The 23,873-nt window shown below is 39.2% G+C and carries 24 protein-coding genes; 10 read left to right on the forward strand and 14 right to left on the reverse strand.

The window, feature by feature from the left end; translation table 11 throughout:
* Positions 1–11: 11 nt before the first annotated feature.
* The 13 genes from CIK00_RS11345 to CIK00_RS11405 form a co-directional block, all read right to left on the reverse strand.
* A complete protein-coding gene (locus CIK00_RS11345) occupies positions 12–647 on the reverse strand; it encodes an ATP-binding cassette domain-containing protein (RefSeq protein ID WP_101768968.1) in 636 nt (211 codons plus the stop codon).
* Between the two features lie 4 nt (positions 648–651).
* A complete protein-coding gene (locus tag CIK00_RS11350) occupies positions 652–2,313 on the reverse strand; it encodes an ABC transporter permease (protein WP_101768969.1) in 1,662 nt (553 codons plus the stop codon).
* A 98-nt stretch (positions 2,314–2,411) separates the two neighbouring features.
* A complete protein-coding gene (locus CIK00_RS11355; protein WP_373322846.1) occupies positions 2,412–3,524 on the reverse strand; it encodes an ABC transporter substrate-binding protein in 1,113 nt (370 codons plus the stop codon).
* Between the two features lie 131 nt (positions 3,525–3,655).
* Positions 3,656–5,806: a dihydrolipoyl dehydrogenase gene (lpdA, locus tag CIK00_RS11360; protein ID WP_101768971.1), complete on the reverse strand. Its 2,151-nt coding sequence runs from the start codon at positions 5,804–5,806 to the stop codon at positions 3,656–3,658.
* 13 nt (positions 5,807–5,819) lie between these two features.
* Positions 5,820–6,431 carry a carboxymuconolactone decarboxylase family protein gene (locus tag CIK00_RS11365; protein WP_101768972.1) on the reverse strand — a complete coding sequence of 204 codons (612 nt, stop codon included), beginning with the start codon at positions 6,429–6,431 and terminating at the stop codon, positions 5,820–5,822.
* 476 nt (positions 6,432–6,907) lie between these two features.
* Positions 6,908–7,495 (reverse strand): TfoX/Sxy family DNA transformation protein, encoded by a 588-nt coding sequence (locus CIK00_RS11370; protein WP_101768973.1) that lies wholly within the window; start codon positions 7,493–7,495, stop codon positions 6,908–6,910.
* Between the two features lie 379 nt (positions 7,496–7,874).
* Positions 7,875–8,879, reverse strand: coding sequence for an HTH-type transcriptional repressor PurR (purR, locus tag CIK00_RS11375; protein ID WP_101768974.1), 1,005 nt, complete (start codon positions 8,877–8,879; stop codon positions 7,875–7,877).
* Between the two features lie 377 nt (positions 8,880–9,256).
* A complete protein-coding gene (locus CIK00_RS11380) occupies positions 9,257–10,048 on the reverse strand; it encodes a heme ABC transporter ATP-binding protein (protein WP_101768975.1) in 792 nt (263 codons plus the stop codon).
* A complete protein-coding gene (locus CIK00_RS11385) occupies positions 10,045–11,082 on the reverse strand; it encodes a FecCD family ABC transporter permease (protein ID WP_101768976.1) in 1,038 nt (345 codons plus the stop codon). Before CIK00_RS11385 ends, CIK00_RS11380 begins: the two co-directional genes overlap by 4 nt.
* 17 nt (positions 11,083–11,099) lie before the next feature.
* Complete coding sequence (locus CIK00_RS11390) at positions 11,100–11,957, reverse strand: heme/hemin ABC transporter substrate-binding protein (protein WP_101768990.1); 858 nt, start codon at positions 11,955–11,957, stop codon at positions 11,100–11,102.
* Between the two features lie 74 nt (positions 11,958–12,031).
* Positions 12,032–12,451: an ExbD/TolR family protein gene (locus CIK00_RS11395; RefSeq protein WP_101768977.1), complete on the reverse strand. Its 420-nt coding sequence runs from the start codon at positions 12,449–12,451 to the stop codon at positions 12,032–12,034.
* The gene (locus tag CIK00_RS11400) at positions 12,448–13,149 is read right to left on the reverse strand and encodes a MotA/TolQ/ExbB proton channel family protein (RefSeq protein WP_101768978.1); all 702 of its coding nucleotides are present in this window, start codon (positions 13,147–13,149) and stop codon (positions 12,448–12,450) included. Before CIK00_RS11400 ends, CIK00_RS11395 begins: the two co-directional genes overlap by 4 nt.
* A gap of 3 nt (positions 13,150–13,152) precedes the next feature.
* Positions 13,153–13,989: an energy transducer TonB gene (locus CIK00_RS11405; RefSeq protein WP_101768979.1), complete on the reverse strand. Its 837-nt coding sequence runs from the start codon at positions 13,987–13,989 to the stop codon at positions 13,153–13,155.
* Between the two features lie 410 nt (positions 13,990–14,399).
* Here CIK00_RS11405 and hutW point away from each other — a divergent pair, with 410 nt between their 5' ends.
* The 4 genes from hutW (at position 14,400) to CIK00_RS11425 (ending at position 17,643) form a co-directional block, all read left to right on the forward strand.
* The gene (gene hutW, locus CIK00_RS11410; protein ID WP_101768991.1) at positions 14,400–15,812 is read left to right on the forward strand and encodes a heme anaerobic degradation radical SAM methyltransferase ChuW/HutW; all 1,413 of its coding nucleotides are present in this window, start codon (positions 14,400–14,402) and stop codon (positions 15,810–15,812) included.
* Between the two features lie 42 nt (positions 15,813–15,854).
* Positions 15,855–16,382 (forward strand): heme utilization cystosolic carrier protein HutX, encoded by a 528-nt coding sequence (gene hutX / locus CIK00_RS11415; protein WP_193435465.1) that lies wholly within the window; start codon positions 15,855–15,857, stop codon positions 16,380–16,382.
* Between the two features lie 98 nt (positions 16,383–16,480).
* Positions 16,481–17,038, forward strand: coding sequence for a heme utilization protein HutZ (gene hutZ / locus CIK00_RS11420; protein WP_101768981.1), 558 nt, complete (start codon positions 16,481–16,483; stop codon positions 17,036–17,038).
* A gap of 209 nt (positions 17,039–17,247) precedes the next feature.
* Positions 17,248–17,643 (forward strand): hypothetical protein, encoded by a 396-nt coding sequence (locus CIK00_RS11425; protein ID WP_101768982.1) that lies wholly within the window; start codon positions 17,248–17,250, stop codon positions 17,641–17,643.
* Positions 17,644–17,748: 105 nt separating this feature from the next.
* On the opposite strand, the gene CIK00_RS11430 is transcribed toward CIK00_RS11425, so the two are convergent.
* Positions 17,749–18,324, reverse strand: coding sequence for a hypothetical protein (locus tag CIK00_RS11430; RefSeq protein ID WP_101768983.1), 576 nt, complete (start codon positions 18,322–18,324; stop codon positions 17,749–17,751).
* 413 nt (positions 18,325–18,737) lie between these two features.
* Here CIK00_RS11430 and hypB point away from each other — a divergent pair, with 413 nt between their 5' ends.
* The 6 genes from hypB (at position 18,738) to CIK00_RS11460 (ending at position 23,736) form a co-directional block, all read left to right on the forward strand.
* A complete protein-coding gene (gene hypB / locus CIK00_RS11435) occupies positions 18,738–19,472 on the forward strand; it encodes a hydrogenase nickel incorporation protein HypB (protein WP_101768984.1) in 735 nt (244 codons plus the stop codon).
* Positions 19,473–19,474: 2 nt separating this feature from the next.
* Entirely contained in the window at positions 19,475–19,714 is a 240-nt protein-coding gene (locus CIK00_RS11440) for a HypC/HybG/HupF family hydrogenase formation chaperone (RefSeq protein ID WP_045037008.1), read from the forward strand.
* On the forward strand, positions 19,711–20,832 hold the full coding sequence (gene hypD, locus CIK00_RS11445; RefSeq protein WP_101768986.1) for a hydrogenase formation protein HypD: 1,122 nt from the start codon (positions 19,711–19,713) through the stop codon (positions 20,830–20,832). Before CIK00_RS11440 ends, hypD begins: the two co-directional genes overlap by 4 nt.
* Entirely contained in the window at positions 20,829–21,860 is a 1,032-nt protein-coding gene (gene hypE, locus CIK00_RS11450) for a hydrogenase expression/formation protein HypE (protein WP_101768987.1), read from the forward strand. Before hypD ends, hypE begins: the two co-directional genes overlap by 4 nt.
* Complete coding sequence (gene hypA, locus CIK00_RS11455) at positions 21,860–22,216, forward strand: hydrogenase maturation nickel metallochaperone HypA (protein ID WP_101768988.1); 357 nt, start codon at positions 21,860–21,862, stop codon at positions 22,214–22,216. The genes hypE and hypA overlap by 1 nt, the downstream gene beginning before the upstream one ends.
* 641 nt (positions 22,217–22,857) lie before the next feature.
* Positions 22,858–23,736 carry an HNH endonuclease gene (locus CIK00_RS11460; RefSeq protein WP_232602495.1) on the forward strand — a complete coding sequence of 293 codons (879 nt, stop codon included), beginning with the start codon at positions 22,858–22,860 and terminating at the stop codon, positions 23,734–23,736.
* The last annotated feature ends 137 nt before the right edge of the window (positions 23,737–23,873 follow it).

Below are 23,873 nucleotides of genomic sequence, written 5' to 3' on the forward strand. Positions count from 1 at the left end.
TTTTATTATTTTTATTGCCAAGGCCAATGTAAGACATCGCCATTAGTTGGAATATCATCATCGTCATGAGTAACCATTAACGCGGGGATATTACGTTGTTTAATTTGATCAAATACAAACTGACGAAATGAAGATCGTAATGTTTTATCCAATTTACTAAAGGGTTCATCAAGTAATATTGCTTGTGGTTGTGATAATAAGAGTCGCATCATGCTGATTCTTGCACGTTGTCCCCCTGATATTTCATTGGCTTGTTGGTGTTGTAAATGCAGTAACCCTAACTCATCTAAGGTGGCTAATGCTTGCTGTTTACGTTGGCTTCCTTTTATATTTTGAGGCAATCCAAATACAAGATTTTGCCAGATATTAAGATGAGGGAACAGTAAATCATCTTGAAAAACAATCCCAACATGACGCATGTTAGGGGCTAATGAGGTTATAGATTGATCATTGAGCTGTATCTCACCTGTCGTTGTGAAATCAGGGGTTAAATGACCAGCAATAGCACTAAGAATGGTTGATTTACCACAGCCACTCGGACCCATAAGCGTCATTATTTTACCCGCTTTAACCTCAAACGTTAATGGTCCTACAATCAAATCATTATTGCGATGACGTAAGGTTAACTGTGAAACAGAAAGGGTCATAATATTACCTTGTGGTGTGAGCTTGAGATGTTTTGCGTTGTGCAAAGACCATCGCGATAGTAAAAAAGACTAAAGGTAATAATCCCTGTAATAAGCCATAAATGGCACTAATACGGCGATCTTGACCACTGGCAAGCGTTACCGCTTCTGTGGTTAAGGTTGATACGCGACCCGCACCTAGCATTTGTGTTGGTAGGTATTGTGACAAACTTACGCTGCACCCCACTGCAAAGGCTAACCATAATGCGGGTTTAAGCTGTGGAAATTTAACCCGCCACCATGTTTGCCAGTCATTTAATCCTAGACTCCGTGCTGTTTGATCTAACCGTTGATCATAACTACGCCATGGACCATCTAAGGTAAGATAAATATACGGGAAAACATACAACCAATGACTCCAATTTACCCATAACCAAAAATGTTGTCCAGCCACAAAAGAAACGGCTGTTTGCATACCAAATAATAATGATAACTGCGGCGCTATCATCGGTACGGCAATTAGCATTGTTGGAATACCGTGTTGATATTTTTGACGGTATTCAAGACAAATTATCACCATAATTAATGCACAAATACTGCTGATTAGGGCCAAGGCAACACTGTTACTGATGAGTTGCTGTAATGGCTCAAGTTGTTGTTGCCAAAAGCGACCACTATAGCGGCTTGGCAATAAATCAGGAAAGCGCCACCGTAATGCAAACGACCATACAGCTAAAATAGGCAGCATAATTAATGGTAGTAATAATAAACTATGGCTAAAAAAAGCAGCAATAGGGGATGGTATACGATGTACGCGTTGTTGAATCGCCCCACGATATTGCCATGATGTAGCGTATGACAGTCGCCACCATTCGGCTAAACGTAATAATCCAAAGGTGATAATTACAATTCCAAATAATAGAAATGCGCCTGCTGCCGCGCGTGGTAATTGCGTTAAGTCGCCATCTGTAAACCATTGCCAAATTAACATTGATAATGTGCTGGGATGTGTAGGACCAATAATCAAAGCAACATCAACAACCGCTAAACCATAACCGGCTACGGCAAAAATTGCCAAACGTAACTTCGGCAACCATAGTGGTAAAATAACCATATACCATGTTTGTTTATGATTATAGCCAAGGCTGATTGAGACTTGATAAAGACGTTTTATATCAAGCTGTTTAAGAATACTAATACTCATTAATAATAAGAAAGGCGTTTCTTTAATAGCTAATGCGAACAATAATCCTAAACCAAAATGGTCATGAATGAGATCAGGGAACAGTGTATCTGTGAGTCCTAAATGGTGCCAAATACGTGCTAACCAACCCGTTGATGAAAACATCAAACTAAAACCAAGTACGAATGCAATATGAGGGAAAGCGAGTAACGGTGCTAACAAGCGTTCAATTTTATGCCACTTAGGGCTGAGCCAATAGCGACGAAGTATTAAATAGCACCACCATAAAGCAAGTAGCGTACTGCCTAACCCTGATAGTAGTGTTAAAGCAATTGAATCACTAAGATCAGGCCAAGCAAAGAGTTGCTGCCAACCTAATAGTGATGGTTGATGCATGTTTAATGCGGGTAGCCATGCAAAAGCAGGGGCAAGCATGCCAAGAAAGCCAATGATTAATGGACTTGCAAATAGCAATAATGTGACAACAAATATAATGGCTAACATAAGGCTCAAATAAACATTAATAAGGAAAGCTAACTTGCTATCATAATGCAAGTTAGCTTAAGTTATAATAACTATAACAGTGGGTTAGTTACTGTATTTTAGTTGCCATATCTTAGTTGCCATTGATGTTCAATTGCCGCTAGCCAGGTGGGATTTGGCTCGGAAATAGAAGGATATGGTGTAAAGCTTGGTTTGTTATACGTTGCTGGCAGTTGTTTAAAAGCCTGTGGGCTTAAGATTGTTGGATCACCCCACACAGTAGTATCCGCTTTACGTGCTTGTGCTTCAGGGCTTAATAAGAAATTAATTGCCACTAATGCACCCGCTTTGGCATTTGCGTTCCACGGAATCGCAAGAAAGTGGATATTGGTTAATGCGCCAGCACTAAAGGCATAAGTTTTTGCTTTATCAGTTAAATTACCATTAGCAATGGCTGCTGCGGCAGCGTTCGGGTTGAACGTAATGGCTAATAGTAATTGCTGATCATCAAGTAATTGCACTGTTTCTGCGGTACCTGCTGGGAATTGCTTACCTTGATGCCATGCAACCTTATGGAGTTGATCCAGATAGTGCCACAATGGTGCCGTTACACGATCAAACAGCGCTTGATCTTTCGGTAACTGCAAGGGTTGATACAACGCTTTTTTATCAGTAGTTAGCTCTAATAATGCGGCTTTTAAAAAACCAGTTCCATGAAACTCGGGTGGTTTAGGGTAGCTAATTTTCCCTGGATGTTGTTGAGCTAACGTTAATAATGCCTTAAAGCTTTTAGGTGGGTTTTTTAATGTTTCTGGATCGTAAATAAAGACCAGTTGACCAACACCCCACGGGGCTTCTAGCCCTTGGGTTGGCTCTGAAAAATCATTATTAATAGGTAATGACTTATCAACATATTTCCAGTTAGGAAGTTGATGTGTAAATGGGCCGAATAACAACCCATTCTGCTTCATTGAACGAAAGTTTTCGCCATTGATCCAGACCATATCAACGCTACCATGGTCGTTTTTACCTGCGGTTTTTTCAGCCAGTAAACGCTGCGTGGTTTCAGCAATGTCGGTTACTTTTACTTGTTTTAATGTAACACCATAACGATGTTGTAACTGAGTATTTGCCCATAGCAGATAATCATTAATTTCTTGGCTGCCCCCCCAAGCATTAAAATAGACGGTTTCACCTTTAGCTTGGGTGAGGGTTTGTTGCCACGTTGGCATAATATTAACGTTTTTATGCTGTTCGCTTGCGTGTGCCGCTACACTACTGATGACCAATGCAGCGGTTAACGTTAGTTTTTTTAAAGTAGACAATGCTGTTATCACAATTGATGTCCTTATTGGCGTCATTATTAGCTACGCATCCACTGATGATATTTTTTTACCCAAGCTAGCAGTTTTTGAGGAGCATGGGCTTTTTTCCATACGCCGGCGGTGTATTTTGCGCCTTCGCTCATGGTTGGATAAGGGTGAATAGTGTCTAAGATTTTGTTTAGACCTAAATTATGACGCATCGCTAAAGTAAATTCTGCTAATAAATCACCAGCATGATGACCTACAATGGTTGCACCAAGAATTTTATCGCTACCTTTAGGGGTTAATATTTTAATAAAACCTTCATCATAACCATCGGCAATCGCACGATCTAAATCATCCAATCCATAACGGGTAACTTCATAGTCGATACCTTGTGCTTGGGCTTCTTTTTCATTAATGCCGACCCGTGCTAATTCAGGTGCGGTGTAAGTCACTGCAGGGATCACGGAATAATCGACTTTGAATTTTTTAACTGCCCCAAATAAGCTATTGACTGCGGCATACCATGCTTGGTGAGCGGCAACGTGGGTTAGTTGATAAGGACCTGCAACATCACCAACAGCATAAATATTAGGATATTGAGTTTGTAGGTATTGGTTAACAGCGACAGTGCCACGCTCTGTTGTGGTAATGCCGAGTTCTTCTAAACCAAAGCCTTGTACATTCGCAACTCGCCCTAACGCGACCATTACGGCATCAAATTCTATGCTAACTTGTTGGTTGTCATGTTCAACAACAACACGTTGGATAGGCTGACCATTGTCATCAAGAGTAGATTCAAATTGGACAGCATTATGTTGCAGTAAAATATTTACACCATCGTGAGTAAGAGATTGCTCAACTAACTGAGCCGCATCGCGATCTTCACGGTTTAGTAGTTGGGGTGATCGTTCAACAATCGTGACTTCAGCACCTAATCGACAGAAACTTTGGGCTAATTCACAGCCAATAGGACCACCACCAAGAATAAGTAATCGTTTTGGTAGGGCGGTTAATTGCCATACAGTATCAGACGTTAAGTAATTAACCGTATCTAAGCCAGGGATCGCTGGCACTAATGGACGCGCACCAGTTGCAATCACAATATTACGGGTTGTAATGCGAGTGCCATTCACTTCAACTTCCCATGGCGATAGGATAGTTGCATCACCTGTAACACAGTTGACACCTAATTGACTGTAACGTTCGATGGAGTCATGGGGTTCAATTTTTGCGATAACATTATGGATACGTTCCATCACTTGAGCAAAATCGATGTGATTAATTTGAGCATCGATACCAAGCGTTGATGCATTTTTAATATCTGCGGCAGTATGTGCTGCACGAATAAGTGCTTTTGAAGGCACACAACCGGTATTTAAACAATCGCCACCCATTTTATGACGTTCAATAAGAGTGACTTCTGCTTTTACTGCTGCGGCAATATACGCACTAACTAAACCACCTGAACCAGCCCCAATGACAACTAGATTTTGATCAAAGCGAGCGGGTTTTTGCCATTGTTTGTATTGTTTTTTCATTGTCATTGTTTTCATTATCCATTTTGTAAGTAATGGGAAGAGGCCGAGTAGAACTAAAGAAAATAAAACGGGAACTGAAACTATACCACTGAGTGAGTCTATTTTCCCAAGTTGAGTACCTGCATTAATATAAACCGCAGTACCTGCAAGCATGCCTAATTGGCTGACCCAGAAAAAAGTACGGGTTTTAATTATGGTTAAGCCCATTAAAAGATTAATAAGGAAAAAAGGAAAAACCGGAATTAAACGTAAGCTCAGTAGATAAAAGCCTCCTTCTTTCTCAATCCCATTATTGAGTGTGGTTAAGCGATTACCAAATTTTGTTTGTACCCAGTCACGTAATATAAAACGACTAGAAAGAAATGCTAGCGTTGCACCAATTGTACTGGCAAAAGACACCATAATCAGGCTTGCCCAAAAACCAAATAATGCAGCACCTAATAAGGTTAATATCGACGCGCCAGGAATTGAGAGGGCAGTGACTAAAATATATAAACTAAAAAAGCTGATATAAGCCGTAATTGGATTTTCAAGGATATGATGCTGTAGCGTTAATTGCTCTTGCTTCGCAGCGTCCAGTGTAAGAAATTGACCAAGATCGAAATAGAACCAAGTGCCAATAATTGCCAAGATAACAGTAAGTAATAATATTTTATTCCGTTTCATTATTGCTCCTTAATTATTCTTTATTATCTGCAGTAGAAGAGGCTTGAGCCGTTATATTCTGCGGTGAATTTGATGTTGATTGGGGTTGAATCGGTAATGAGCAAAACCCTTGAGCTGGTACATCAAGCGCAGTATTAAATTTAGCCGATAAATTTTGAAAACTGACTAATGCAGTTATTTCAATAATATCATCACTGCTATACCACGTTGCGAGTGTTGCTAGCATTTCATCACTGACTTGTTGGTCACTAAGGGTCATTGCTTCTGTATACGTCAATACCGCTTGTTCTTGTTCTGAAAAATGTTCAGAAGTTTGCCAATGGGCTAGTGCTTTAATTTTTTCTAATGAATGACAGCGTTCGGCTAATTTCATTCCATTAGCATCAACACAAAAAGCGCAGTTATTAAGTTGTGATACGCGGACGCAGACTAACGATCGCATAACGGCATCAATGGGGGATTTTTTACGATCAAGATAACCAAAGAACAAAGCCACTAACCAAAAAAGTACAGGTTTTCGTCCCCATAATTTAGCTGGATTGAGTATTTTGCCGAAATGGCGTTTTTGCAACCACAGTACCGGTTTGACCCACAATGAAAATGTTTTTTTGGTTAATATACGCAAGGTATGTCCTTATTAAATGAGAATCACATCGACTCTTAAGTAGCAAGACCGAGGTAACTAATATTGTATTTCATTTAATGACAAAAAATTTTTTTATTCAAAATATTATTGGAAATAATAAATAACAAATAATAATAACGAAAGTCATAATCGTTACATTAAGAGCAAAATGTGACGTGCATATGTTATTTTTTATGACTAATAATAAAAAAATAGTTAATAAAAGGTTTTATTTTATGGTTATGACGGGGTTTGTAGAAATTAATGAATAAATATTTTATTTTCTTATTCTTTTTATGTATTTAATTCGTTTGTTCAATAAATGTACATTTTCGCGTGCGTTTATCATGTTTATTGATTTGGAATGGGTAATGTAAGGATTGTGTAGGGATAGATACGTGTATTTGTTGGATAAATTAAAGAGGCACTGGGCCTCTTTATTCTTAAGCGTCACTTAGCCAGTTGACGGATATTTATTATAGTTTAGCTAGCAGTTCATTGCGTCTGCTTTCTGGTATTACTGACCAATGTTGGCCATGTATAGCGCCTTCCAATGCCCATAGTAACTCTAAACTTAATGATGCCTCTTGTCTTTTTTGTAATGCCTTATAGGCGTTGAGTGCACCAATATCATAGAGTTGATCAATCGTTTGAATTCCGACTTTTTTAAGCATCCTCTCATTTGAAAGCCGTAGGTTAGGTAAATCTTTTATTCTATCCGGAGTGCAACATTCTTTTGCTTTTTTATCAGCTTGTGCTGCTTCAAGAGAATATTTTGCTTGCTCTATTATTTTTTCAGGTTCTTCCCACCATTCATCAAGAATAGCGTAATGTTTTGTTCTGACAGGAAAACCTCGTTTTTCATAGATATAGGGTTTTAAACCCGCTTGTTTAAATTCCTCTTTTGTTTGTGCATTTGCTCGTAGATGGAGTTTATTATTAACGACCAGTGCGAACATTGTCTCACCTGCGAAAATACCAAAGCCACCAAACATGGAGCGAGATCTAACGTTGCCTAAATGATCTAATAGCTGTAATGAATTTTTTAATATTGGTTTGTCCATACTTCATACTTCTACTCGGTGAATAAATGAGTGTCACCTAACATTAAAGTAGTTGTAAATTTACTTTATTATTAAAGTTATTTACGAGATAAATTGCCTACTCTAAATCATCCATGCATTACTCTATAAATAATACTATCAATAGTGAAGTATTATTTATATTTTGTAAGTCTTTTGCTTACTATTATATGTGTTTACAAGGTTCATTATATTCGATCTTTTAAAAAGGTAAGTTTTAATATTAATGACAGCTGATGAATTTGTGAGATTGCTCATGTTTTCTGACGGTAAGGATAGCGACGGTAGAGATAAGGATTGGATTGATTACGAATGGATGAAAAAGCCAATAGAAATATTGGCTTGATAATAGGTTGTTATATTAGCGTAAATCTTTTACAGACTTGCGTTCAACGATTGCAGGTGCCATTTCAAAAATTTGACGCTCATGATCTTTGTTCTTCATTCGGTCCATTAGAATTTTAATGGCGGTTTTACCTAAACGACGTTTTGGCTGGTGGATTGTCGTTAATGGCGGTGCGAAGTAAGGTGCAAGATCAATGTTATCGTAACCAATAATTGAAATATCATCAGGAACACGTAACCCAGCTTGCTCAAAGGTACTAATAAGTGCCATTGCCATGATGTCATTAAAACAGAAAATAGCCGTTGGGCGCTCGGTCATTGCAATATATTTTTCAGCCGCTATAACCGCTGAATCACACTCAAAGTCACCTTCAAGGATCCAATCTTCGTTAACGGCTAAGTTAGCTTCAGCCATCGCTTTGTTGAAGCCTTTTAAACGTTCACGACAAGTGGTTTTCTCATTATGGCCAGATAAGCAACCAATGCGACTATGACCATGGTCAATAAAATATTTAGTCGCAAGATAGCCACCTTGCTCGGCGTTATCCTGAATTTTATCAGTATGTGGGCTTTCTGGACCCCAGTCCATTACAACCATAGGTAGGTCTTTTTGGCGCTCAAGCAGATCCAATAGTTTCTGATCAAGATCAGAACACATCACTAATAAGCCATCGACACGCTTTTCTGCAAGCATACGTAAATAATCATATTGCTTAGAAAGATTACCTTCAGTATTACATAAGATGAGTGTGTAACCTTCGCGGTAGCAGTACTCTTCAACACCATGTACAACTTCAGCAAAAAAAGGGTTAGTTGATTTAGTTACTAGCATACCAATAGTGCGAGTGGTATTACATTTTAGACTACGCGCAACAGCACTTGGTGCGTAATTAAGCTCTTCAACAGCAGCCAGTACTTTTTTTTGTGTGGCTTCTGCGACAAAGCGCGTTTTATTGATTACGTGTGAAACTGTTGTCGTTGAAACTCCAGCCATACGTGCAACATCTTTAATGGTCGCCATATTTATTCTTCTAATAATGAGTGCTAGAGTTGTTTCTAGCTAATTCTGTGGTACCAAATTGAATAATTACTGAGATGAATATAATTCAATGTATTTACGTAAACTCTCTCGTTAATTATTCAATTTGGCACCGATAATGTTTTATTACATACTTAAATGGTATTAACACCAAAAACCGCATTTGTTTGCGGCTTTTATAATTATTGCATATTTTTCAAGTGTAATCGCTTGCGTTCACATTTTACTGAGTGTTACGCGTAGTGCAACGTTTCAATTGTCTTGGAGTAAATTATTTGATAGCTATCAACAAAAAAACGTTAATTTCAGTAATTTTATCGTAAGGTTACTAAAATTTACTAGGTACGATCAACATAATATTATGATAGTAGATAAGGATAACCATGGACAGGATGAGGATATACAGAAACGTGCCAGCCATAGATGTTATGAATTATTAGGGGGGTTAATGCTTGCCATGGTGAACCATCGGCTTGAATTTTACCATGCTGAATAATAACCATCCGTTGAGCATATTGTGCGGCTAAGTTGAGATCATGTAATACAATAATAACCGCCGCACCTTTAGCCGCCATTATTTGTGCCATTTGTAATGTTTTATGCTGGTGAGCTAAATCCAAGGCCGATGTCGGTTCATCTAACATTAGAATGCATTTATTATGTGCTTGGCTTAATTGGGTTAAAACGCGCGCGAAATGGATCCGTTGTTTTTCACCGCCAGATAAGGTTGGATATAAGCGTTGAGCAAGATGAAGAACATCCGTGTCACACATGGTTTTAGTCGTGATGTGGTCAATTTCTTGACGTGATAAACAAAGCGGCATTGTGCCTAATTCCACGACTTCTTTACAGGTAAAGGCAAATGAGAGCGAACTGTGTTGCGGCAGAATACCTAAATGACACGCAAGTTCAGATCGTTGCCAACTATTTATATCACGATCAAAAAATGCAACTTGACCACTTTCAGGTTCTATTTCACCACACAGTATTTTAAGAAGGGTACTTTTACCTGCACCGTTAGGCCCGAGTAGTGCTGTTATTTCTCCTGCTTTTATATCGATACTAAAATTATCTAATAAGACTTTACCCGCCAGTGTTAACTGTAAATTACGTGCTGAAATTACAGTTGAGGGCGCAGAGGTTACCGTCATGCGATTCTGCCTTTTTGTTTATTAAGTAGATAAATGAAGAATGGAGCGCCTAAAATGGCGGTAATAATACCCACGGGGAGTTCTTGCGGTGCAAAAGCACTACGGGCGATCATATCGGCAACGAGTAAAATCAATGCGCCTAAAATAGCTGAAATGGGTAAGAGGGTTTTATGATTAGGACCTGAAATCATGCGTCCTAAATGGGGGATCACCAGACCAATAAAGCCAATCGGACCCGTAATAGCAACCGTAATACCTACACCCGCAGCACAGACAATAATTAAACTACGCTTTAGATGTTGAACATTTACCCCCATATGACGAGCTTCAGCTTCACCCAATAAAAACGCATTAAGCGCATTTGCTTGGCGATAACAATAATAATAAATGACGACGAGGCTCACAAAGGCGAGGCCAATATTCGGCCATGTGGCTCCTGCTAACGAGCCCATTGACCATAAAGAAAAATCACGTAGCGCTTGATCATTCGCAATATAGTTAAGTAACCCAAGACCTGCACCCGAAATCGCTCCAATTGCCACACCCGCCAATAGCATTACCACGACAGATGTACCATTTTTATCGGTGCCAAGGTGATACACCAAATAGGTACTAATAGCGCCACCCAAAAAAGCGAAGAAGGGCACAGCACCAATATTCATTAATAAAGGATATTGCGTCATTAACGGGGTAAATAAAATGATCGCAAAAGCTGCGCCTAGGCCAGCACCTCCTGAAATACCAATAATACCTGGGTCTGCGAGGGGGTTACGAAATAAACCCTGTAGAACAGCACCGCAAATAGCCAGTATTGCCCCGATAGCAATACACAATAATGTTCGTGGTAGACGTATTTGATGGATCACGAGATCAATATGAGCGGCAAGCTGATGGTCTCCAGGTAATAATGCTATAAAACTATCTTTATAACTGATATCCATCGGTCCAATTGCAATTGAGCTTAATAATGCAAAGAGCAATGACCCAATACTGATAGTGTAAATAACATGGGGTGAAATACGGCTGTCGTTCATGATGGCTTTATCTCAGATTACGATTGTGGGTAGAAAATATGATTAAGGCGCATAGCTTCATTAATACTATGGATGCCTAAGCCACCAATTAATGCCGTACCGTCAATCACTGCAATTGCATTGTTTTTTGCCGCAGGGGTTGCCTCTAGGACGGGCATTTTTTTGATAAGTTGTGCCATGTCTTTGATGGAGGCTGTCGTACGGTTACTGAGTAAAATAATGTCAGGTTGCATTTGTAAAATAGCCTCGGTTGAAACCGGCTTATAATTTGATACCATCGCCGCTGCTGGGTTTATTGCCCCCGCTAAAGTAATAATACTGTCGGCGGTGGTATTTTTTCCGGCAACACTAATTGGTCGTCCATCATGAATCATTAAGAACAATACTTTTTTAGGCTGAGTCTGGTGTGAATTGTTTTGTTTAATCGTTTTTACTGTGGTGGTTATGGTCTGTTTAAGCTGCTGCGCTTGTTGTGAATGTTGGGTTAAAGCTGCCACTTGATCGATTCGATGCAGTAAATCAGACACCGTTTCGCCACCGTTAACAATATCGACCTCAATTCCCGATTGCTTTAATAATGTTAATGTCTTTGGTGGACCCATTTCATCGGAGCCAATAATGCGAGTCGGGGCTAAAGCAATCAAGCTTTCTGCTGACAGTTGACGGTGATAACCCACTTTAGGCATGTTATCTGCCACCAGTGTTTTACTGGTTACATCGACGGCAATTAATTGTTGCTCAGCCCCTAATGCATTAATGATTTCAGTAATAGCAGCACCAGCACTAATCACTCTTGCAGAATTTGGTTCTACTTGCGCATGGGCTAAGGGACTAAATAAGCTTGATGCGGAGATAAACAGTGTGGTTGATAACATTATTTTTTGAGAAATATGACGTAAAAAAGGTGTAGTTATAAAAGGTGCAGTTATAAAAGAGGTATGACGGTCCATTATTGTTGATCTTCCATTAATAGTTGCGTGGCTTTAATGTCGTTTTTTTGTAGAAAAGCTAATAATTTGAGCATCTGTTCGACTGAGGCTTTTTTATCAGCACCAATAACGACGGGTTTATTTGCCTGTGCTTTTACAGTGGCTAATAGTTGTTGTGAAAAGTTATCCCAGTTGTCGATCGATTGACCGTCTAATGCCCAATAAGGTTCAGCGTCAACGAGGTTTATCGTGATCGGATCGGCTTTGGTTGTTTGTAATATTTGAGTCGCGGTTTGCGGTAATTCTACATCTAATGCTTTAATTTTTACTGTTGCGGTAAGTAATAAAAACACCATCACAATAAAAATAATATCCAATAATGGGGTTAAATCAGGGTTGAGTTCATCTGTGTTTTGCTGATGATTATTGATACTAATCATGCTGATTTACCATTGTAAGCTGGGTTTTCTTCACAAGTATCACATGGCTTTACGGGGCCATTACCGAGATCAATGTTCATGCCTTCTAACCATAAATTACAACGATTTAGACTGTGCTCTAATGTCTCCATGATGCTATCGGCCCATAAGCCTAATAATTGTGAGCCTGTAATGGCGGGCAGGGCAATAATTAAGCCAGCAGCGGTAGTGCGCATCGCTAAACCTAGACCATCAGCAAGATCACTGGGAGTCACAGAGCCTGTTGATAGGGCAATGCTTTTAAACATTTCAATTAAGCCCAGAACGGTACCAAGTAAACCTAATAGCGGACTAATCACACCAATTAAACTCAGTAATCGTAACCCTGAACGCAATTGTTGACGTTTTTGAAGTAGCCAAATGCTTGCGGCATCTTCACGTAATGGTTTCGTAAAATGACGATGGGAAATCAGCATCGAGATGCCTTTACATAATAATGGCCGTTGGTGTTTAAGTTGTTCTGCTAACTGATCAAGTGCGCGATCATCATGGCGATTTTGTTTATCCAAAAGTGCGGTAACTTTGGTTTTTCCAACACCAGTACAGAGTAATACTTGTATAAACCGTTCAACTAAAATCATGACCGTTAATATCGAGCAAATAAGCAGCGGCCATGTCATAAGGCCAAATTGTTGGGTGAGGTTGTCAATAACAGTCATGGTTTAGTCCAGTTTAAAACGTACAGGGATCTGTACTCGGTGGGCAATCGCTTTACCGTTCACAATATGAGAAGAAAAATGCCATTTTTTGATCGCCGCGATTGCCGCGTTATCTAAGATCTGTGCGCCTGATGATTTGATCAGTTTTTGCTTGAGTTGTTGTCCTTTTATATCAATCCAGACTTCAATCAGTACTTGACCTTCAATGCCACGACGTTTGGCTAATTTGGGGTAATTGACAGCGCCAGGTCGTGTTACAAAGGTAGGCTTTGATACCAACTGTAATGCTTGTGTTCCTGCGTTATCGACAGCGGTGGCTGCTGTTTTATTCGCTTGATTTGACGGTGCTTTTGTTGATTTTAGTGCTGTTTTTGTATCTGTCGTCGTTGTTGGTGTTACAGCTGATGATGTCTGTTTTAAAGGTTTTGTATGCGTAAGCTGCTTTTTCTTTACAGGGGGGACAGTTTTCTTTTGTGTTGTTGCTTTCTTTTGTGTTGTTGCTTTCTTTTGCGTTACTGTTTTCTTCGGTGTTATCGTTTTTTTAAGCGTTGGGGCTTTTTTATCCGCTGTTGTGGTCTTTGTTAAGCGCTTCATGGTTGATGCAACAGGGGGCTTTACTGGCGCAGATTTTGTTGGTATCGATTCGGTTGATATTGGTATTACCGTTGGCGGTGGTGTTTTCACTACAGTAGGTGGAACAGCAACGAAGGTTAAACTGACACGTGGCGTATCGGTTCCTATCGTCAGTGTGATTGGATCCTTGGTTGGCATCGCAGCAAGAAACATACTATGAACCAATAATGATACCGCCCCAGCGGCAACGTAACGTTTTGTATTCACTATTTTTACCTAAAAATAACACTAAAAAGAACGTCATCGATAGTGATTGAATATTGACGCAAAATACCACCTCCTGTGTATATGGTTAGTTTTATTATATTTTTCATGTTGTTAGTAACATAATTATTAATATCAGCATTTTATTTTTAGCCATTATCCACTAAATGCGAATAATATCAATTATCATTTGCAATATTATTCAATGCAAAATATTATGACCGAAAATAAGATTAAGAATCACTGATGGGAATGGCAATGTACCGTTTCTGTACTGAAATCTTGAAATAAACAGCTTAAAAAGTGATAGCAAATAATCATAAATGATGTGATGTGAATCGATTTGTCGCCAACCTTATCGAAGTTACACATCACAAGTTACTGAAGAGGGGCTAGTGGACATAGCCATTAATATGATAAATGCTGAACAATCTATATTGCCTATAAATACGCCAGCTAGTTTGGATATATCTAGTTTTGGTGGTGATATTCTTGGAGAAAATACGCCGGATCCGTTGCGATTTGGTTTTCGACGTAAATTATCGGCACATGCTGGTGGTGGTAGTCACAATCCTATTGAATCCAATCAAATACAGCCGCTAGTACAGCAAATTTTACAGCGGACAACCCCACCTTTTAATAAGCGTTGTTTATACGTTCATATTCCATTTTGTCGTGTACGTTGTACCTATTGCAGTTTTTTTGAATATGCATCGAGCCAACGGCTGATTGATGATTATTTTGCGGCATTAATGGTTGAGCTTAAATATAAAGCCGCTCAGCCATGGACGCAAGCTGCACCTTTTCAAGCGGTCTATATTGGCGGTGGTACTCCGACTGATTTAACCGCGGCACAAATTAAACAACTCGGCACCATGATCCGCCAATATTTTCCGTTAGCCACTGATTGTGAGTTAACCCTAGAAGGGCGAATTAACCGTTTCAGCGATGAAATGTTTGAATCGGCACTTGAAGGCGGGTTTAACCGTTTTTCTTTTGGTGTGCAAAGTTTTGATACGCAAGTTCGTCGTAAAGCAAAACGCTTAGATGATCGCGACGTGGTGTTAAAACGTGTCAGTGAGTTAGCGGCAACCGATCAAGTGCCTATTGTGATTGATTTACTCTATGGGCTGCCTTATCAGAATCTTGAAGTCTGGCAACAGGATTTGAACGATTTTCTTGATTCTGGTGCCAATGGTGTTGATTTATATCAATTGATTGAAATGGGTAATACGCCAATGGGGAAAATGGTCGAACAAGGTCGTTTACCTGAGCCGGCTGATACCATGACTAAAGCCTCAATGTTTGAAATGGGGGTAGATTTTATGGCTAAACATCATCTACGTCGTTTAAGTGTTAATCATTGGGCGCGCGATAATCGTGAACGAAGTAGCTATAACAGCCTTGCTAAAACCACCGCCGAAGTCTTACCACTAGGGGCGGGTGCTGGTGGCAATGTTGGCGGTTATGGTTTTATGCAACATCGTAAGCTTGAACATTATATGGATGATGTTAATAACCAACGGATCCCACTGGCGATGATGGTTAAATCACCACCCCATGCTGCGGTTAATACGGTAATTAAAGCAGGCTTTGATCGCGGAGTGATTGTAGCAAAACAACTCGATAAGCAAGCAGGCTGGTCATTGTTCAGTTATTGCATGCCATTATTTCAACAGTGGCAACAACATGGCTTTGTTGAAATAGAACAACTAGGGCGGCATCGCTATTTAAATCTGACGCTAGCAGGGCAATTTTGGGCGGTAACGCTGGCACAAGCATTGATTCAAGTAATAACCACCACAACGGTAAAAGCTCAATCTTAACCGTGTGAAAATTAAATATATTAGCTAATTGTAATTAAAAGGATGATAACTGTGTTTACTCGCTATTCTCATGATGAATTAAAAACGAGGGTTGCTCAAATATTGCAACAGGATGAAAAACTTCATGCTGGCGCTATTGCTGAACAATTACAGGTTACAGAAGGTGAAGTGGCGTTATCGCTGCCATCTGAGTTAGTTTTTCCACTGGCTGGCAATGTGGCACAAACCATTGTTGAGGCATTACCTAGCTGGGGGCCTGTTACCACTATCGTGCATTCAATGGGGTCTATCTTTGAAGTGAAAGCGCCGTTTCCCAAAGGAAAATTGGCCCGTGGCTACTATAATTTAATGGGTAAAGATGGCGAATTGCATGGTCATTTACGGTTAGATCTCGTTAAGCATATAGCATTAGTCAGTAAGCCATTTATGGGACAAGAAAGCTATTTTATTGGCTTCTTTGCCGAGCAAGGCGAATGTGTCTTTAAAGTCTATTTAGGTAGAGATAAACAGCGCAGCTTATTCTCAGATCAAATTGAAAAGTTTCAACAGCTCAAACTATTAGCCAATTAAAGCCATTAGTTAAAACTAGTCGTTAGTTAAAAATATAATAACAACAGATAAAAATAGAATATTAGTCAGCCAGTATTAAAAAAATAAGGGAATTATTTATGAATGAAGTAAAACAAGAACGACTGCAAAGCCGCTTAGGACCAGAAATTAAAGAATTTCGTGAAGGATGTTTAACACTGCAACTCGCCACCGTTGATATTAATGGTAAACCCAATGTCAGTTATGCTCCGTTTGCGTTACTTGATGATGGGTATTATGTGTTAATTAGCCAAATTGCCAAACATGCGCGTAATTTACTGGAAAATCCGCAAGTCTCTTTAATGATGATTGAAGATGAAACGACAGCAAAAACACTGTATGCCCGTAAACGATTAACGTTTGAAGCAGATGTGAGTGTGGTTGAGCGTAATAGTGATCGTTGGTTGTTGGCAGTGGCAGCGTTACGCGACCGCTTTGGTGAGATTATTGATGGTTTAAGTGGCTTAGAAGATTTTGTCTTATTCCGCTTAGCGCCAACGCAAGGGCTATTTGTTAAAGGGTTTGGTAAAGCCTTTCAAGTTAGTGGGGATGATTTAGTGGATTTTGTTCATTTAGAGCAAGGGCATCGTCGGATTAAAGATGGTTCTGAAATTGAAACGCCAACAGATAAATTATAAATAGCATTTGTTGGCAGTCGTAAAATAAACCCATTCATGCCTGTCAATTTATCGCAGGCATGTGTTCGTTTAGGGTGTTATAGCAGACTCTAGCGACAGCAATAATCGAGAAGTTGATCCCGATCATCGTAATTTAGAGCGAAACTTGAACTCAAGTAAATATCAGTGATAATTAGCGTATACATTGCTTATTTATTCGGATCAATATAATGACGGAAGAACATAAAAAGGGTATTTGGTTTGCTTATATAGCCAGCTTTCTAACCCCGTTTACTTTATTATTATCAGGGGTTATCGCTATTATTTATGCGGGTTATAAACTTGATAAAGGCACTGATGAGATTACCTATAGCCATTATTACACTATTATTCGTAGCTTCTTTTTGTTTTTAACCTTTTTTGTAGTGTTAGGTGTTTCTGCTGCGACAACCACAGGTATGATCGCGGGTGCTGAATATTGGGTCCACAGTGATATTCTGGCGAAGATATTGAACGTATTACCGTTTGTTGGTGGTGCGATTGCGATTGTTGCAATAGCTGTGTGGTTTGCAAAAATCATTAATGGCATGAAATTGTTAAGCCAAAATCAAGCCGTTAAGTTATAAGTTATATTTTCTCTTAATTAGATATAAAAAATGAGACATAAAAAAGGATAATCATTGGATTATCCTTTTTTTTTGAATAAAAGATTATTCAGTTGTGTAGCGCAATTATTTTCTAAATTGCATTACCAGTTGATTAAGCTGTTTTAGTAGATCTGTTGTTTTTGAATCTACTTTTTTCATTGCATTGATAACGTCATCTTGTACTTGTTTGTCTTGCTTGCTGATTGCAGGATCATTCAAGATTGAACGCTGTTGTTTTTCAAGCGTAGTACGAATAGTCGTAAATTCTTTAATCAGAGCGGTACGCTTGTCATTTGAAATGTCTTTTTTCGTTGCTTCAATTTGGATTTCTTGAGCACGTTTAATTAACTTTTCAGGCTGGTAACCTAATGCTTTAACTTTATTGTTAAATGCAGTTTCGTAAGCTTTCATCTCAGTGATTAATTGAGGGTTTGCTTTTAATGTCTTCACACGAATAGCGGCAAGTTCTTGTTGAATTTTACCAATTTCACCCGCAACGTGTTGTTGCTCTGCGGTAATCTTTTGAGATGCCATCATAGAGGCATTCGGAGCATCTTTAGCCATTGCTACTGTTGGCGCTGCTGCAAATGCACAAGCTAACGCTACTGGTACAGCTAATTTAAGAAACTTGGTTTTTAAGCTAGATGTTTTTGTTTGCATTATGGTTTCTCTTTTGTTCGATGAATAACATTATTATTCAAGAAGGCGTGAGAGAGCATCAAAGCAAGTCTCATCGTGATTAATCTTGAAGTGCTTATGATATAACATACGCGTCCAGATTTACGCTTATGTCAGATTATTGTCATTAAGTCTGAAGCTAAACTGAATCGTAGCCTGATTATTTTATCAGTTCGCTATAAAGGGAGATAGAGATATAATATCAATCTAATAATTCGGTAAATAAATTATCACACAAATTGCTTTATCCTCTTAAAGAATAGATAATCGATTATCATAATTCTCAGAATTTGAGTGTTTAATAACCTGAACTGAGTCCTGTTTAATTTTTTCTAACGTTTATCTATATTTTTGATCAAAACGATAGATAAAATCCCCCCTATACTGGAGTTCATATGTGCCAAGATTGCGGTTGTTCATTACCGAGAGGTGATCACCATCATCACCAACTACAAGCAAATCCACAATTAAATGATAAAAAAACATTGTCGGTTATTCATAAAATTCTAGATAAGAATGATGTGGAAGCGGCACACAATCGAGCCCATTTTGAAGCACAGAATGTGACGGCATTTAATTTGATGAGTAGCCCAGGTAGCGGTAAAACCACATTGCTTGAGCACTTACATCAACATTCTGATTTAAAATATGCTGTTATTGAAGGTGATTTAGAAACCTCGCGTGATGCTGATCGTTTAAAAGCACACGGTATTGATGCATACCAAATTCAAACAGGTTCTGCTTGTCACCTTGATGCCTTTATGGTTCACGGTGCATTACACCATGTTGATCTTAAAAATCTTGATATTTGCTTTGTTGAGAACGTAGGTAATTTGGTTTGTCCTGCAAGCTACGATGTGGGTACGCATAAAAATATTGTTTTGGTTTCTGTTCCAGAAGGCGACGACAAAATTGAAAAATACCCAGTGATGTTCCGTCGTGCTGATGTGGTATTAATTACCAAGTGTGATTTGTTACCGTATTTTGATTTCAGCATTGAAGAAGCGAAAGCGCAGCTTAAGAAACTGAATCCTAATATTGAAGTGATTACGCTATCAACGACAGATGAAGCAACGTTTGCCCCTTTAGTGACATGGCTAACGGCTAATCTACGTCAACAGGAAGCGTAATTATGTGTTTATCGATTCCATCGCAGGTTGTAGAAATTCACGAAGATAATACGGTTACTGTTGATACTATGGGCATGAAGCGTCGAGTAAGCTGCCATTTATTAATGGATCCGCTTGTTCTTGGTGAATATGTATTAGTTCATATTGGTTTTGTAATGAGCAAAATCGATGACAAAGATGCACAAGAAAGTCTTGAAATGTATCAGTTTATTATGGATGAATCAGGGCCACTTCCAATATGAGTTTTGATCTTAAAAAACTGTATGAAGGTTTTCGTGATGCCGACACAGTTCTTAATCTAGCTAAACAAATTAAATTGCTTGCGGTTGATTTACCTGAACCAATGCAAGTAATGGAAGTGTGTGGTGGTCATACACATACCATTATGAAGTATGGTTTAAAGCAGTTATTGCCCGACAATATTGATTTTATTCACGGCCCCGGTTGTCCTGTGTGTGTAATGCCCAAAGAGCGTATTGACCATGCAGCAGCATTAGCCTGTCAACCAAATGTGATTTTAGTAACATTGGGCGACATGATCCGTGTTCCAGGTTCAAAAGGCAGTTTGGCACAATATCGCGCTAAAGGGTGTGATATTCGACCAATTTATGATCCGTTGGATTGTTTAGCTATTGCGCTTGATAACCCAGATAAAGACGTGGTTTTCTTTGCGATTGGCTTTGAAACTTCAACCCCAATGACGGCTATTTTGATTGAATTAGCCGAGCAACGTCAGGTCAATAACCTTTATTTCCACATTAATCATGTATTAGTGCCACCTGCGATTGATGTAGTAATGGCTGATCCTGCGGTTAAAGTGAATGCGTTTATTGGTCCTTCGCATGTAAGTGTTATTGAAGGCGCTAAAATTTATCGCTCAGTGGTTGAAAATTATAAAACACCTGTTGTTGTGGCAGGTTTTGAACCCGTTGATGTGATGGAATCTATTCTGCGCTTAACCAAGCAAAGAGTCGCAGGCATTGCTGAACTCGATGTGCAATATACACGCGCTGTAACAGAAGAAGGTAACACGGTTGCTCAAGCAGCAGTTAAACGTTGTTTTGATATTCGTGATAGTTTCCGCTGGCGTGGTTTAGGGCCGATTGCTAACTCAGCATTACAACTTAATGCAAAATATCGTCATCGCGATGCTGAAATTAAATTTGCTGCTTATTTGCCCATGACACCGATTGATGATCATAAAGCGTGTCAGTGCGGTGATATTTTGCGTGGTTTAGCGAAACCAAAAGATTGTAAAGTCTTTGGCCGTGGTTGTACGCCACAAACGCCACTTGGCAGTTGTATGGTGAGTTCAGAAGGTGCGTGTAATGCGTATTTCCGTTACCGAGGTGTAAAATGAGTGAACAAGATTTTTCTGCATTATCGACTACAAAATCCATTCAATTAAGCCACGGCGGTGGCGGTCAGGAAATGAATAAGCTCATTAAAGGCTTATTCTTTAAAGCGTTTGATAATGCTATTTTACGTAGCGAAGAAGATGCAGCGGTATTAACCCTTGAAGGTAAAACAGCCTTTACTACTGATTCATTTACAGTGTCACCGTTGTTTTTTGCTGGTGGTAACATCGGTAAATTAGCCATTGCAGGCACCGTGAATGATTTAGCGATGATGGGCGCACAACCGCAATATTTAAGTTGCAGCGTGATTATCGAAGAAGGTTTTGAGATTGATAAGCTTAAAACCATCGTGAGTAGCATGGCAAAAGAGTTAAGCATTTCAGGTGCTAAAATTGTTTGTGGTGATACTAAAGTGGTGCCAAAAGGTTGTGCTGACGGTATTTTTATTAATACCACTGGTGTTGGTAAAATCATGCAAACAGGCATTTCAGTACGTAATCTTGCTGATGGTGATGCGATTATTGTTTCGCGTGATGTGGGTCGTCATGGTGCCGCTATTTTAATGGCGCGTGAAGGCTTAACCCTTGAATCTGGGCTTATCAGTGATTGCAATACGCTATGGCCTGCGGTTGAAGCCTTAATTGCAGCAGGGCTTGATATTCATGCAATGCGTGATGCAACCCGTGGTGGTTTATCTGCGGTATTAAACGAATGGGCACAAGCATCTGATGTTGGTATTAGCCTTGTTGAAGATGATGTACCTGTCAGTGAAGAAGTGCGTGGTCTATGTGAATTATACGGGTTTGAACCGTTTGATTTAGCGAACGAAGGCACATTCATTCTTGCATTGCCTCAAGCACAAGCGCAAAAAGCATTAGAGGTGCTTGAAGCCTTTGCTGCCTGTGACAACGCATGTGTTATTGGTTCAGTAAATAATGAACATACGGGTCGTGTTATTCTAACCAGTGGTTGGGGTAGCCGTCGTTATCTTGACCTTCCTCAAGGTGAATTATTACCGAGGATCTGTTAATGCACGAGTATTCTATTGTTGGCGCACTTATCGAACAATGCGAACAACATGCTCGTGATAATAATGCAGACAAAGTCACCCGCGTTGCGATTAAAGTTGGCATTTTAAGTGGGGTAGAACCTGCCTTACTTGAAACTGCTTTTCAGACCTTTAAGCTGGAAAGCATTTGCCATGACGCTGAGTTTGAAATGAATATTCAGCCGCTGGTGTTATCCTGCCTCGAATGTGGACAAGAAACCATTCACACCGAGCGTAGCATTATTTGTCAGCATTGCGGTAGTAATCATACTCAGGTACTTGATGGCGAAGACTTAATGCTCATGCAGCTAGAAGTCGAGCAAAGCAAAGACGCATAAGTAGCGATTATCGCTAAAAAAAGGCCATACCTGTTAACGCAGGTATGGCCTTTTTTATTGGAGGAAAATCAGGTTCGAGTCATCGGGTTACTTTACCCCTGTCATTCCCTACAGTGAGGTTACGAACGAGATAGGGAATCTACTATCCACGTGTTGTAGAGTGCCTGTTTTTGCTGGTGTCTTTTATGCTCAAGCACGCGGTGAATAGATCACGGATAGCCCTCGTTCCTCGACTTCCGAGATGACGGATAATAGGCTGTATCATTTTCAACAATGATTGCACAACCCAATCTCGCCATTATTTACAACGAATGCCAACCTCAACCCCCCGTCATTCCCTACAGTGAGGTTACGAACGAGATAGGGAATCTATTATCCACGCGTTGTAGAGTAACTGTATTTATTGTCGTCTTTTATGCTCAAGCACGCGGTGAATAGATCACGGATAGCCCTCGTTCCTCGACTTCCGAGATGACGGATAATAACCAGTACCATTCTCTATATATCACTCAGCTTTTAATCGTAAGTAACAGGTATTTTAACTTAGTTGCACATTCATTATGATGCGCATCACATTTTCAATAGGTTAAGCATGATATTCCACAGGTTGAGTAATAGAATCCATCACGGAAAATTATCTATTGAGTAAATACTCAGCTGATAAATTATTAGTTGGAGAGAATGTGAATAACCTATCGATAAAACAAGAAATAGAACGTCGTAAAAAGTTATTTAATAAGATCACGTATGATGATAGTGCAACAGATGTTACTGCTGGCCAATTAAGAGAATTTGGTATTTACAGTGGTGCTGCTGGAGTATGGGTTAATACTGCACTAACCAAAGGTATCGTTTCTGATGATGCTGGTGTTGCTGTAAGTATTCTACATACAGGCAAAGATTACGATGATGATTTTTCAGAGAAAGGTATTAATTACGATTTTCCCGCAACAAAACGACATGGCTCCCATGATAAAAATGAGATCCAAGCCCTTAAAAACTGTTATGACGCTAAAATCCCCTTATTTGTTATTAGCAAATCAGCTAACAAGAAATTAAGAAATGTACATTTAGGTTTAATTGAAAATTTTGATAATCAGCAGAAGAAAACCTATATAAGATTCATTTCTTTAAAAGAACTTGATGTGAATGATTCAATATTAATAAAAGAAACTCAGGCTGAATATAATATTCAATTTAACAATGCTGTGGGTTATTCTCAAACTAATACATCAGCTGAACGTAAAAAAAGAATATTATCAGCAGATAAGGCTCCTCAAAAAGTACTAAGATCTGTTTATGACTATAATAGAAATCCAGATGTAGTTGCCGAAGCTTTATATCGAGCAAAGGGTATCTGTGAAAAATGTCGTAAGTTTGCACCATTTATTAAAAAATCTAATGATGAACCTTACTTAGAAGTCCATCATATTAAGCCATTGTCTCAAGGTGGTGAGGATTCACTTGAGAATGTGAAAGCCATATGCCCCAACTGTCATCGCAAAATACATTTTGGTTAACAGTGATATTTGAAGTGGTCAAGTAAAACTGTACACCTTTATAGGTGTTTAAATTAAGCGGCTGCTTCCATCACCACTGGCGGTAAATAGTTGTTATAACTATGGCCCCGCTTAGTGTTGTAATGCTGCAATATATA

It is taken from the genome of Photobacterium carnosum (assembly GCF_002849605.1).
Taxonomy (GTDB): Bacteria; Pseudomonadota; Gammaproteobacteria; order Enterobacterales; family Vibrionaceae; genus Photobacterium; species Photobacterium carnosum.